The 12,392-nt window shown below is 64.3% G+C and carries 14 protein-coding genes; 9 read left to right on the top strand and 5 right to left on the bottom strand.

Annotation, left to right across the window (positions count from 1 at the left end):
- Window positions 1-80 precede the first annotated feature (80 nt).
- The 4 genes from istB to MF268_RS08025 form a co-directional block, all read right to left on the bottom strand.
- Window positions 81-923, bottom strand: a complete 843-nt coding sequence (istB, locus tag MF268_RS08040; RefSeq protein ID WP_238370379.1) for an IS21-like element helper ATPase IstB — start codon at window positions 921-923, stop codon at window positions 81-83.
- On the bottom strand, window positions 920-2,149 hold the full coding sequence (gene istA, locus MF268_RS08035) for an IS21 family transposase (RefSeq protein ID WP_238370698.1): 1,230 nt from the start codon (window positions 2,147-2,149) through the stop codon (window positions 920-922). Before istA ends, istB begins: the two co-directional genes overlap by 4 nt.
- Window positions 2,150-2,306: 157 nt before the next feature.
- A complete protein-coding gene (locus tag MF268_RS08030) occupies window positions 2,307-3,497 on the bottom strand; it encodes an NnrS family protein (protein ID WP_238370378.1) in 1,191 nt (396 codons plus the stop codon).
- Between the two features lie 76 nt (window positions 3,498-3,573).
- Window positions 3,574-4,002 carry a pseudoazurin gene (locus tag MF268_RS08025; RefSeq protein ID WP_138862288.1) on the bottom strand — a complete coding sequence of 143 codons (429 nt, stop codon included), beginning with the start codon at window positions 4,000-4,002 and terminating at the stop codon, window positions 3,574-3,576.
- A gap of 102 nt (window positions 4,003-4,104) precedes the next feature.
- Between MF268_RS08025 and MF268_RS08020 the strand changes: the two genes are divergently transcribed.
- On the top strand, window positions 4,105-4,800 hold the full coding sequence (locus tag MF268_RS08020) for a Crp/Fnr family transcriptional regulator (RefSeq protein WP_238370377.1): 696 nt from the start codon (window positions 4,105-4,107) through the stop codon (window positions 4,798-4,800).
- Between the two features lie 57 nt (window positions 4,801-4,857).
- Here MF268_RS08020 and MF268_RS08015 read toward each other — a convergent pair whose 3' ends face one another.
- Window positions 4,858-5,112: a DUF1858 domain-containing protein gene (locus MF268_RS08015; protein ID WP_238370376.1), complete on the bottom strand. Its 255-nt coding sequence runs from the start codon at window positions 5,110-5,112 to the stop codon at window positions 4,858-4,860.
- 125 nt (window positions 5,113-5,237) lie between these two features.
- Between MF268_RS08015 and MF268_RS08010 the strand changes: the two genes are divergently transcribed.
- From MF268_RS08010 to hemN, 8 genes are read left to right on the top strand one after another with little or no spacing between them, the layout of a single operon-like run.
- Window positions 5,238-5,690 (top strand): c-type cytochrome, encoded by a 453-nt coding sequence (locus MF268_RS08010; protein WP_238370375.1) that lies wholly within the window; start codon window positions 5,238-5,240, stop codon window positions 5,688-5,690.
- Window positions 5,691-5,711: 21 nt separating this feature from the next.
- Entirely contained in the window at window positions 5,712-7,067 is a 1,356-nt protein-coding gene (locus MF268_RS08005; protein WP_238370374.1) for a cbb3-type cytochrome c oxidase subunit I, read from the top strand.
- A 4-nt stretch (window positions 7,068-7,071) separates the two neighbouring features.
- Complete coding sequence (locus MF268_RS08000; RefSeq protein ID WP_238370373.1) at window positions 7,072-7,866, top strand: CbbQ/NirQ/NorQ/GpvN family protein; 795 nt, start codon at window positions 7,072-7,074, stop codon at window positions 7,864-7,866.
- 4 nt (window positions 7,867-7,870) lie between these two features.
- On the top strand, window positions 7,871-9,745 hold the full coding sequence (locus tag MF268_RS07995; protein ID WP_238370697.1) for a nitric oxide reductase activation protein NorD: 1,875 nt from the start codon (window positions 7,871-7,873) through the stop codon (window positions 9,743-9,745).
- A 1-nt stretch (window position 9,746) separates the two neighbouring features.
- A complete protein-coding gene (locus MF268_RS07990) occupies window positions 9,747-9,932 on the top strand; it encodes a hypothetical protein (protein ID WP_028288202.1) in 186 nt (61 codons plus the stop codon).
- On the top strand, window positions 9,929-10,147 hold the full coding sequence (locus tag MF268_RS07985) for an NnrT protein (protein WP_238370372.1): 219 nt from the start codon (window positions 9,929-9,931) through the stop codon (window positions 10,145-10,147). The genes MF268_RS07990 and MF268_RS07985 overlap by 4 nt, the downstream gene beginning before the upstream one ends.
- Window positions 10,144-10,836 carry an NnrU family protein gene (locus MF268_RS07980; RefSeq protein ID WP_238370371.1) on the top strand — a complete coding sequence of 231 codons (693 nt, stop codon included), beginning with the start codon at window positions 10,144-10,146 and terminating at the stop codon, window positions 10,834-10,836. The genes MF268_RS07985 and MF268_RS07980 overlap by 4 nt, the downstream gene beginning before the upstream one ends.
- A 50-nt stretch (window positions 10,837-10,886) precedes the next feature.
- Window positions 10,887-12,242, top strand: coding sequence for an oxygen-independent coproporphyrinogen III oxidase (hemN, locus tag MF268_RS07975; protein ID WP_238370370.1), 1,356 nt, complete (start codon window positions 10,887-10,889; stop codon window positions 12,240-12,242).
- Window positions 12,243-12,392 lie beyond the last annotated feature (150 nt).

The following is a 12,392-nucleotide window of genomic DNA, read 5'->3' as shown; positions in this document are numbered from 1 at the left end:
TCTGTCAACGTCGACGTAAATTTCCCCAGAAGCGCCGAAGTAAAATTCCCCACTTCGACGGGTCCGGCGAACAGCCGGGGTCAGTGATTGGCAGCTCCATTGTTGGCTTTCGGCGGCCGTCCCCGGCGCTTGGGTGGTGGCGGGGATGAGATGGGCGCGTTGGCGCGGACGTGCTCGGGGATCAGGTCGGCGTGGGCGCGCAGGCGGTAGCTGGCGCCCTCGATCTGGATGACCACGGCGTGGTGCAGGAGCCGGTCGAGCAGCGCGGTGGCGACGACGGGATCGCCGAACACCTCGCCCCATTCCGCGAAGCCGCGGTTGGAGGTGAGGATCATGGCGCTTTTCTCGTAGCGGGCGTTGACGAGTTGGAAGAAGAGATTGGCGCCGCCGCGGGTGATGGGCAGGTAGCCGATCTCGTCGACGATCAGCAGAGATGCTCGAGCATGGAACCGGATCTTCTCTGGCAGGCGTCCCTCGCGCTCGGCCTGGGCCAACCCTTCGATCAGCTCGGCCAGGGTCGCACGGTAGACGCTGCGTCCGGCCTTCACCGCGGCGACGCCGAGGGCGGTGGCGAGATGGCTCTTGCCGGTGCCGGGCGGCCCGAGGAAGTGGACCACCTCGGCGCCGCGGATGAAGTCGAGCTGGGCCAGGGCCGCAATCCGGTCCCGGTCGAGCGAAGGTTGGAAACTGAACTCGAAGCTTTCCAACGTCTTGACCGGCATCAATCTGGCGGTGCGCAGGGCGACATCAATGCGGCGGCTCTCGCGCGTGGCGAACTCCTCGCTGAGCAGACCGTCGATGGCCTCGATGGCGGTGATCTCGCCCTTCTCCAGCTGCTGGAGCGTGTGGTCCAGCGCCTCCAGCGCGCGGGGCATCCGGAGCCCGACCAGCGCGCCGCGGATACGGTCGATGAGCTCGCTCATTGCGGAACACCCGCAGCCAGCCGGCGGCCGACGGCGTCATAGAACTCCAGTGAACGGTGCAGCCCCTGGCCGGGGGTCTGCTGCGGTGGCCGCGGTGGCGGCGCCTTGCGATGCGCCGGGTCGACCCGGCGCAGGGCCTTGCCCTCGAGCACGGGATGACGGGCGATCAGTTGGCCGTCCTCGAAGATCCTGAGCTCCGTGGCATGATGCTGGATCTCCAGCGTGCGCCGCCGGGTGGTGTCCGGCACCGAGTAGAGATTGCCGCCGACCGACACCATGCCGTCCTTGCTGACCCGGCGCTCGTCGGTCAACACCGCATTGTAGGCGGTGGCGGGCAGCGGTTTCAGGCTCGGCCGTTCTTCGGCGAAGGCCTCGTCGACGACGCGCCGCGTGGTGGCGTGGACGCGCGGGTTGGCCACCTCGGTTCGCCAGGCGTCGAACTGGGCATTCAGGTCGTCGAGGTTGCGGAAGCTCCGCGCCAGGAAGAAGTCCTGCCGGATGTAGCGGATCGGCCTCTCGATTTTCCCCTTGGTCTTCGCGCGATAGGGACGGCAGGCGCGAGGCACCGCGCCGTAGTGCTTCAGCAGAGCCACCAGCGCAGCATTGCAGGTGATTACCCCGGCCTCGTCCTCACCGATCACCGCGGTCTTCATGCGGTCGTAGAGGACCTCCTCCGGCACCCCGTCCATCGCCTCGAAGGCGCCGATGTGACAGCGGAGAACCGATTGCAGGTTCTGGCTGGCGACGAACCGGCCCCAGAGCCAGCGGCTGTGCTCGAGGATCATGCTGAACAGCCAGACCTTCCGGATGACGCCAGGCTCCTCGCTGAACTCGACGGCGAACTCGGCGAAGTCCATCTGCGCCTGTCGCCCCGGCGGCGTCTCGAACCGGCGCTCGAAGCGGGACTGCCGCGTTGGCCGAACCTCACGCAGGAAGTCCGTCACTGCGGTATAGCCGCCCGCGTAGCCCATCTGCTTGATCTCGCGCAGAAGCCGGGCTCCGCTGAGATCGGGAAAGGCCAGAACGCGCTCCCGCAGAAACGCCTCGAAAGGCTCGATGGTCCGCGGTCGCGGCGCTCGCGGCCCATAGGCCGGGGCCTCCAGCCCGCGATCAAGATGTTTGCGGACGGTCTTGCGGTCGCGGCCGACCTTCCGCGCGATGGCGCTGATGCTCAGCCCCTGCTTCTTCAGATCATGGATCAAGACGATCTCCCTTAGTCCCTTCACCTGCACGTCCCCGTCGCTTCGCTGAGGGGATCAGGCCAGTGGTCCGCGGCGACGCCAATTTCCGGATAAATGAAGTCCGGAAATCGGCGCCGCCGCTCGCGCCTGGGGAATTTTCAAACGGCGGTTCTGGGGAGATTACGAGCGGCAGTTACACTTGTCAGACCTTTGACGCTGCCTTCCGCGCGACCTTGGGACCAAGTAGCCAAGGCGCGACTCGCCAAAGGTAGACACTAAACGCCAGCGTCCAGAGGGCGGCGGAAAGATCTACGCCGTCGAAACTACCAACCACCACACATTGCCCACCCACACGCGCCACCGTGGCGCCACAGATCAGGGCAAAGGCCGCCGTAAGCGAAGGATCGGCAACGAGCGGACGACCGGTATGGCCCATCGTGGCCCGCATCATGACCGCCAGTGTCATACCGGCGACTGCCCCAATACCCAGCACGTGAGCGCTGACGGCCGGCCCCACGAGGCCCGCCGCTCCAGCCCCGATGGAAGCAAAGCCCAGCGGCACCATCAGGTAGGCAAGGTGCAGCATCAGCAGGAGCGGCGACCGCCAAGTATGGAGCCCCCGCCAACGCAGCAGCCGGATAAGGTGCAGCAGAGCTGCGACGCTGCCAACAAGAACGCTCGCAACATGAAATGGCCCAATGACCCAGCTGACCAGCGAGCCGGCACCGAAAAGGATGCAGACACCGTCGTAACGATTGAACGCAACCGGCATCCGCTCCGACTTGCGTTGGGCAAGCCAGTTCCGCGTGAAGCTTGGCACGATGCGCCCCCCGATCAGCATGATCAGGAAAATCAACAGGGCGATCCCAAGCCGTCGGCCGATATCCGACACACCCTGGGTCAACGCCTCGATGTGAAACAGGATATTCGCGCCCCAAAGCAGGGAGACCGGGACGAGCACCTTGAGATTCTTCCAGTTGCGACCAGCCACGATTTCCCGTGCGATCATCGCGGCGACAGCCAGCAGGAACATCTGGTCGATGATGGCGGCCCCGACCGGACCGACCGGCAACAGCCCCGCGACACCGGCCCGTCCCGCCAGCCACAGTGCCAATAGCACCGCCAATGGCCAGCCGCGTGTCGGCATCCGCCCGGTCCAGTTGGGCACGGCCGTGAACAGAAACCCGGCAACCACGGCGGCACCATATCCGAAGATCATTTCGTGGATGTGCCAGTCAGTCGGTGCGAGGTGGCCGCTTATACTGACATCTCCGCGCCAGATCAGCCACCACATCGGGATCACCGCGACAGCAAAGAGACCCGCAAAAAGAAAGAAAGGACGAAAGCCATAGCTGAAGAGTGCCGGGCCTTCATAGATTTCGCGCGTTTTCATTGATCTTACCCTTTCAAAGCAATCGGGCGGCACCACTGGCACCGCCCGGATCGGTCATCAGACGCGGGACGCTGCGTCATTCGACCTGAGCGATTAGATCAGCCATGCGGCCTTTCGCCTTGCCCTTCTGTTTAACGGCCTCGGCCGCTTCGAGATTGACCGCGTCGCCCACTTGGATCAGCGCAACCATCCCCATGGCATAGTGCGGTGTGCACTTGATGCCGTAGATGCCTTCGGCCTCGACGGTTAGGTCGAATTCCTCGTTGAACTTGGTCTTGAATCCCTCGACCCCGTCGGGAAGCATACCGTCGATATCCTCGACGTTGTGGCCCTTATCGGTCGGAATGAACTTCACCACGTCGCCGGGCTGCGCCTTAACGAAGGCAGGCTCAAAGACCATGGCACCTGCCTCGCCTTTATTCAGCATGTGGACCTCGAAGGTCTCGGCACTGGCGGCACCGGCGGCAAGGGCAAGCGCAGCGGTCATCATCAGTTTCGTAAGCATCGGAACATCCTTTCGTATCTTGTCCAGTTGCATTCTCTGGCCGCGTTATGCGTTAAGGTGAGCAACCGAACGTTGCTCTGAAACAAACTCCGGACCCAAATATTGCCCAAACTCGACGAAAGCCTTCTGAGCGACCTGCCACCCTTCTCCCTTCTTGAGAGGTCCCAGATTCGCGAGGTCCTCGACCACGCGGTGTCACGTCGCTACGAGGAAGGCACTGCGATCTTTCGTGAAGGACACGACGCGGACCGGTTCTATATGCTGCTCGACGGCTATCTGCGCGTGGTTCGGACAACCCCCGGTGGTGACCAGATCATCGTTCTGCATATCTCGCCCGGTCAGTTGTTCGGGATAGCCCCGGCTTTGCAGCGCGACACCTACCCCGCGACATCCATCGCTGCTGCCGAGTCGATTGCCCTCTCGTGGCCCGTCAGCCTTTGGTCAGACTTCACCACGAATTACCCAGGCTTCGCGACCGAGAGTTATAAGACTCTCGGTCAGCGTTTGGGCCAGATTCAGGATACGCTGACCGAAATGGCTACGCAGGCCGTAGAGAAACGCGTGGCGTGCGCTCTTTTGCGACTTGTGAACCAAACAGGGCGGAAGACAGAGGGAGGAATCGAAATCGCCTTTCCCGTCACTCGGCATGACATATCAGAGATGACCGGCACTACCCTGCACACGGTCAGCCGTTTGCTTTCCGCTTGGCAGAAGGACGGTATTGTGCAGTCGACGCGCAAACACATCGTGGTCACAGCTCCACACCGCCTTGTTTTTTTGAGCGGCATCGAAGGATAACCATCGCTTGAAGACGCCGCCCCGAACGTCGCAGGGCGGGATGATCTTAGAGAGTCGCTACCTTGGTCGCTTGTTTGAGCCCAGTTTCCCGTTGCCATCAGCCTGGTCATCGATGCGCGCGGATAACTCTGCCCGAAAAGCGTCTTCGTCCAGGTCATATTCGAGACACGCATCTGTAATCGCGTGAAAGGGCGCAATCGGGCAGCCAGGACACAACATCCTGCGATCAAAAAACACCGATGCAACCTCAGGCCAGGCCGCAAACAACTCTGACAAGGGCAGATTGGGGTCATCGAAGTCAGGCTTGCTCATAGCGGGTCCTTTCATACCCGCATGCTGCGCTCACCTTTCGTCCCGTTCTTTGCGATTTCGCAACAAGTGGCGATATCGCAGTCAATAGACATCCGGTATCCGCAACAATTTGTCGGGACCGCGACATGTCAGAACTACTCACCAAATCGCGGGCCAGGAACGTGTTCTACGGGGGATCCATCTTCTTCGTCGTAGTGTTCGTGGCCCTGACGGCGCAGAGCCACCGTCACATCGTGGACAAGGCCACGGCCGGAATGCCCCTCACCGAAGAGGTCCGGCTGGGCAAGCACGTCTGGGAACGCCACTCCTGCATCAACTGCCACACGCTCCACGGCGAGGGCGCCTACTTCGCGCCCGAGGTCGGCAACGTGATGACCAGGTGGGGCGCGCAGGGTGATCCCGAGCTCGCCTATGAAATCCTCGACGGATGGATGAAGGCGCAGCCCTCGGGCATCGAGGGCCGCCGCCAGATGCCGCATTTCGAGATCACCGAGGAGGAGATGCGCGCGCTCGCCGAATTTCTCCGTTGGGCCGATCAGACCGACACCCAGAACTGGCCGCCGAACGACGCGGGCTGAGCCTTTTCAAGGAGAAAGACCATGAAATACCAATCGCAAAAAGTGGCCTACGCCTACTTCCTCGCGGCGATGGGCTTGTTCGGCATCCAGGTGCTGGGCGGGCTGCTGCTGGGCTGGATCTACGTCTCGCCCAATACCCTGTCCGAGGTGCTGCCCTTCAACATCGTCCGGATGATCCACACCAACGCGCTGATCGTCTGGCTGCTGCTCGGCTTCTTCGGCGCGGCCTATTACCTCGTCCCCGAGGAAAGCGAGCGCGAGATCTTCTCGGTCAAGCTCGCCTACATCCAGCTGGCGATCCTCGTGGTCGGCACGCTCGGCGCCGTCGGCTCCTACCTTGTCGGCATCCACGGCGGGCGGGAGTTCCTCGAACAGCCGCTCTGGGTCAAGTTCGGCATCCTCGTGGCTGCCGTGATCTTCCTCTTCAACGTCTCGCTGACCTTCCTGGCCGGGCGCAAGACGGCGATCACCAACATCCTGATGACGGGGCTCTGGCTGCTCTGCCTGCTCTGGGTCTTCGCCTTCATCAACCCGGACAACCTGTCGCTCGACAAGATGTACTGGTGGTTCGTCGTGCACCTCTGGGTCGAGGCGACCTGGGAACTCGTCATGGCCGCGATCCTCGGCTTCCTGATGCTCAAGCTGACGGGCGTCGACCGCGAGGTGATCGAGAAATGGCTCTACATCATCGTCGCCACGGCGCTCTTCTCGGGCATCCTCGGCACCGGGCACCACTTCTACTGGATCGGCGCGCCGGGCTACTGGCAGTGGATCGGATCGGTCTTCTCGACCTTCGAGGTCGTCCCCTTCTTCGCCATGATGTCCTTCGCCTTCGTGATGGTCTGGAAGGGCCGCAAGAATCACCCGAACAAGGCTGCGCTGCTGTGGTCGCTCGGGTCCTCCACCGTGGCCTTTTTCGGGGCCGGCGTCTGGGGCTTCCTGCACACGCTGCACGGGGTGAACTACTATACCCACGGCACGCAGATCACCGCGGCACACGGGCACCTCGCCTTCTACGGCGCCTATGTCGCCCTCAACCTGGCGATGTTCAGCTATGCGATGCCGCTGCTGCGCAACCGCGCGCCCTATAACCAGGTGCTCAACATGGCGAGCTTCTGGCTGATGACGGGGGGCATGGCCTTCATGACCTTCACGCTGACCTTTGCGGGCACGATCCAGACGCACATGCAGCGTATCGTGGGCGACTACTACATGGACGTGCAGGACCAGCTCGGCCTCTTCTACCTGATGCGCTTCGGCTCCGGCATCGCCGTGGTCCTCGGTGCGCTCCTCTTCATCTACTCCATGCTCGTGGTGCGCCGCGAGGTGGTCAAACCCGGCCCCGTCGTCAAGGACGCGGCCGTTCCGGGAGAGTGATCCGATGAAAGACCTCAACACAGCCGATCTGCCGTTCTACCAGCCCGTCGCCGACGAATGCGCGGTCTTCGAAACGGCCCATACCAACGCTCTGCCCCTTCTTCTGAAGGGACCGACCGGCTGCGGCAAGACGCGCTTCGTCGAACACATGGCCGCCCGTCTGGACCTGCCGCTGCACACCGTGGCCTGCCATGACGACCTCTCGGCCGCCGACCTGATCGGGCGCTACCTGCTAAAGGGGGGCGAAACCGTATGGGTCGACGGGCCGCTCACCCGCGCCGTGCGCGAGGGCGGCATCTGCTACCTCGACGAGGTGGTCGAGGCCCGCAAGGATGTCACCGTCGTCCTGCACCCGCTGACCGACGACCGCCGCCGACTGGTCATCGACAAGACGGGCGAGGAACTGGTGGCGCCTGAGAGCTTCATGCTCGTGGCCAGCTACAACCCCGGCTACCAGAACATCCTGAAGAAGCTGAAGCCCTCGACGCGGCAGCGCTTCGTCTCGGTCGGGTTCGACTTCCCGACACCGGAGGTCGAGGTGCCCGTGGTCATGCGCGAAAGCGGGCTGGACGAGGGTCGGACGAAGGCGCTGGTCCGGCTGGCGGGCGGCATCCGCAACCTCTCGGGGATGGACCTGGAGGAAGGGGTCTCCACCCGCCTGCTGATCTACGCCGCCACGATGATCGCGAAGGGGATGCCCGTCGACCGGGCGCTTCAGGCGGCGATCATCGAACCGCTCAGCGATGAGCCGGATGTGCAACAGGCCCTGCGCGATATCGCCAGCGCCGTGTTCGGGTGATGCCATGATCCACGTTCTCGACCTCATGGAGCCGGAGGAGACCGTCGGCAACCTCTGGCACGACATTGCCACGCGCAAGGCCGCATCGGATGCGGACCGCGCCGTCACCTTCGATGCCATGCGCCCCAGCCTTGCAGCCCTCTTCCGGGCGCTCGGCGGCCCGGCGGGGGTCGAGATCGTGGCAGCGCCTCTCGCCTCCTCCGACCACCGGCCCGGCCTCTTCCGCCGGGTCGGCACTCCGCGAGAGATGGTGCATCTGGCAGATTTCGACGGTGAGCGGCTGCGGCTGCCGCCGGAGATGGACTGCTTCTCGACGCGGGACCTCAACCGCGCCGCCTATCTCTGGCTCGCCTCCATCGCGGCCTTTGCCACGGTGCCCCCGGGGCTCGATGACCCTTACCGGAACGACCTCGCCCAGATCGCGGCGAACGGGGCTGCGATGGACCGGGCGTTCCGCGCCTGCCCCGGCCTGCAGGACGCCTATCACGCCCTGTGTCGGGAAGCCTGCGCCCTGCGCAAACGCAGCGCCCTGCCCCGACACGAGGCATCCGTCGAACGGATGATACTGGACCAGATCGGCTGCCAGCGCGGCGGGATCGCCGTGATCGACGCCCCCGCCCCGCGCGGCTACCGCAGCTATGCCCCGGTGCCGATCTGGCTGCGGTTCCTGCCGCGCACCACCGGCAAGGGCGCGTCGGATACGGCGGAAGAGCCCGACCAGGCACCCGCCTTCGCCGTGCCCAGCCGGAAGGAGGCGAGACGCGAAGACCGCGACCAGGCCAACCGCAACGACGGTTTCATCATCCACCGGTTCGAGACGATCATGTCCTGGGCCGAAAGCCTGAACATCAACCGCATGGTCGATGACGACGATCAGGACAACGCCGCCAAGGCGGCCGAGGATCAGGACCACCTGACATTCTCGGAGAACATGAAGCGCGCCGCGACCCGGCTGCGCCTGTCGCTGGACCTGTCGCCGCAGGACGCCGATCACGAGATGCTGGCGGGCAAGTTCACCTACCCGGAATGGAACCGCCGCACCGGCGACTACATGCCCGGCCATACCCGCGTGCTGGAAGCCGCCGCGAAACCGCGCGCCGAATACGCCCCCGACCCCCGCCTCGTCGCCCGGGTCAAACGCCAGTTCGCGCCGCTGCATCCGCGCCGCGTTGTCCTGCCTCGTCAGATCGACGGGGAGGATCTGGACCTCGACGCCCTGGTCACCTCCCGCACGGACATCGCCTGCGGGCAGGAAGGGTCGGACCGGGTCTGGCAGGCGGGCCGCCCCGTGGCGCGTGATCTGTCGGTGGCGATCCTGATGGACTGCTCCCGCTCGACCGAGGCCGCGATCGGCGACACCTCGGTGATCGAGGTTGCGCGCGAGTCGCTGTCCTCGCTGGCCGAAGGGATCGACACCGCCGGCGACCGGCTTGGCATCTGGGGCTTTTCCTCGCTACGACGCGACCGTGTCTTCCTGCATCGCGCCAAGACCTTCGAGGAACCCATGTCCCACGAGGTCACCGCCCGGATCGGAGGTTTGACCCCGGGCCACTACACACGCCTCGGAGCGGCGATCCGCCATGTCTCGGCGCAACTGGCCGATGAAGGAGCCAGCCGCCGCCTGCTGCTTGTCCTGACCGACGGCAAGCCCAACGACCTCGACCACTACGAGAGCCAGCACGGGATCGAGGACAGCCGCATGGCCGTCCGCGAGGCCCGCGCGCTTGGCCAGGCGGTGCATGGCGTCATCGTCGATCAGGACGGGCAGGACTGGTTCGCCCGCATCTTCGGCCGCGCCGGCTTCACCCTGCTGCCGCATCCCGAACGCCTGCCCCGGGCGTTGCCCGAGATCTATCAAACCCTGACCATGGAGAGCTGAAATGAAGCGCATCCTCACCATCACCCCGTATCTTGCCTTGACCTTGCCCACGACCGCCCTGGCCGAGGCGTTCGACAGACCGATCCCGCAGCCGCAGACGGAAGCCGCTGAATTCTGGTTCTTCGTCGGCTCGGTCGCGCTGATCCTGTCGCTCGTCGCCGTGCAGATGCTGGTGAGCCGCCGATGAGACCACCACCGAAACTCTTCGCGGCGCTCTACCCCTTCGGCGCCGGGGCCATGGGAGTGAACCTCTTCTTCGCCTCGCTGATCGGATCCTGGATGGGCTGGCCCGTTCTGACGCCTTGGCAATCTGCCGCCGGAGGACTCGTCATCGGCCTGCCCGCGACCTACGCCTTCGCCTGTCACATCGTGCGACTGATGGAGAAAGCCGAAAGCCGATGACCGGATGGACGGAATACACACTCGCGCTGGTGATCTTCGTCGCCAGCCACGTCCTGCCGCGCATCGGCGGGCTGCGCGACAGGCTGATCGGCGCCGTCGGGCGGCGGGTGTATTTCTCTGCCTACGGGCTCTTGTCCCTCGCCCTGCTGGTCTGGGTCATCATCGCGGCGAGCCGGGCGCCCTATGTCGAACTCTGGCCACAGGCTCCTTGGACCAGATGGGGCCCCAATATCGCGATGCCCGTCGCCACCATGCTGGTTGTCTGCGGCTTCGGCCTGCGGAACCCTTACACGCTTGGGGGCAAGCGCGACGCCATCGTCGATCCCAACGATCCGGGTTTCGCAGCCGTCTCCCGACACCCGCTTTTCCTTGCACTGGCACTTTGGGCCGGGACGCATCTCGTGCCGAATGGTGACCTCGCCCATGTGATCCTCTTCGGCAGCTTCACCTTCATGGCCCTCGCCGCCATCCCCGCATTTGACGCGAAAGCCCGCCGTTCACTCGGCCCCGAAGCCACGGCATTCTTCAAGGCCACCGGCACCTTCTCGCTATACCCCGTGACCGACCGAGCATGGGTCCGAGAAAACGCGCGTCCGCTGACAATCCGGGCCACCATCGGCCTACTGATCTGGGTCGCCGCCCTTCACCTGCACGGATCCTTGATCGGCGCATCGCCCTTTCCCTTCTGAGCTTGATCTTGCGCAACGTTCACGACCCGGGAAAGGCACATACGGGGCATATGAAACAGATCGACCGCCTCAGATCCCTCGGCCTCTTCGACGCCCGTGTGCCCCGCTACACCTCCTATCCCACCGCCCCGGTCTTCTCGCCCGAGGTCGGCGCCGCTCACCAGGTCAAAGCGCTCGCCGCGCTGAACCCGGACGAACCCGTCTCGGTCTACCTCCACATACCCTTCTGCGAGCGGCTGTGCTGGTTCTGCGCCTGCCGCACGCAGGGCACAAAGACCCTTTCCCCCGTTGAAAGCTACATCGGCACGCTGGAGCAGGAGTTGGCGCTGCTGAAAGATACCCTGCCCGCCGGGCTGCGGATGGGCCGGATGCACTGGGGCGGCGGCACGCCGACGATCCTCGCGCCGCCTCTCATCCACCGGCTGGCACAGGCCGTTCGCGCCGTCATCCCCCCAACCGAGGACCACGAGTTCTCGGTCGAGATCGATCCCACTATGGTCGATCCCGACAAGATCGCAGCGCTGGCCCAAGAGGGCATGAACCGCGCCAGCATCGGCATCCAGGATTTCGACCCGAAGGTGCAGCAAGCCATCGGCCGCATTCAGCCCTTCGACGTCACGAAGGCCTGTGTCGACAACCTGCGTGCCGCAGGCATCCATTCGCTGAACGCGGACCTCGTCTACGGCCTGCCGCATCAGGACCTCACCCGGCTGGACGACACGGTCTCCAAGGTGCTCGAGCTGGCGCCGGATCGGCTGGCCATTTTCGGATATGCCCATGTCCCGTGGGTGTCGAAACGCCAGCAACTGATCGACGGTGACGCCCTCCCGAAGGAGGTCGAGCGATATGAACTCGCAAGACTGGCGGCGCAGCGGTTCGGGGATGCGGGCTTCGACGCGATCGGGATCGACCACTTCGCCCGGCCCGGCGATAGCCTCGCGCAGGCAGCCCGCACCGGCCACCTGCGGCGCAACTTCCAGGGCTATACTGACGACACCTGCCCGACGCTGATCGGCCTCGGGGCCTCCTCAATCTCGCGTCTGCCCTCGGGCTACGTCCAGAACGCGCCGGCCACCGCCGCTTATATCCAGCGCATTGAGAGCGGGACATTGGCAGGGTCGCGCGGTCACGTAATGACAGAGGAAGATCTGCTCAGGGCTCGCGTCATCGAGATGCTGATGTGCGATTTCCGCCTCAACCGACCTGCACTTCGTCAGGTGTTCGGCGACACACCAAACATCGTCGATCCATTGATTGCTCAGGTGGCTACCCGGTTTCGCGACTACGTGGAGCTTTCGGAAAACTATCTCGACATTTCCCGTGCGGGCAGACCACTCACGCGCATCATCGCAAGCTGGTTCGACGCTCACGTCCCGGACGGCGTCAAATATAGTCAGGCCTCATGAACGGATGCTCTACGAGTGCCGGAAGCGCTGAATTTCTCGACTGGTCTCCAACAACTTGGAGATTGCACAAACCAATGGCGAACAGGGCCAACTGCCTTTATCCATCGCTTTTGGCAGAACTGTCGGCGGCTCGCTGCGGATGGCAGCAGC

The organism is Heliomarina baculiformis (genome assembly GCF_019966545.1).
GTDB lineage: Bacteria > Pseudomonadota > Alphaproteobacteria > Rhodobacterales > Rhodobacteraceae > Heliomarina > Heliomarina baculiformis.
This window is presented reverse-complemented; position numbering and strand designations above follow the sequence as displayed.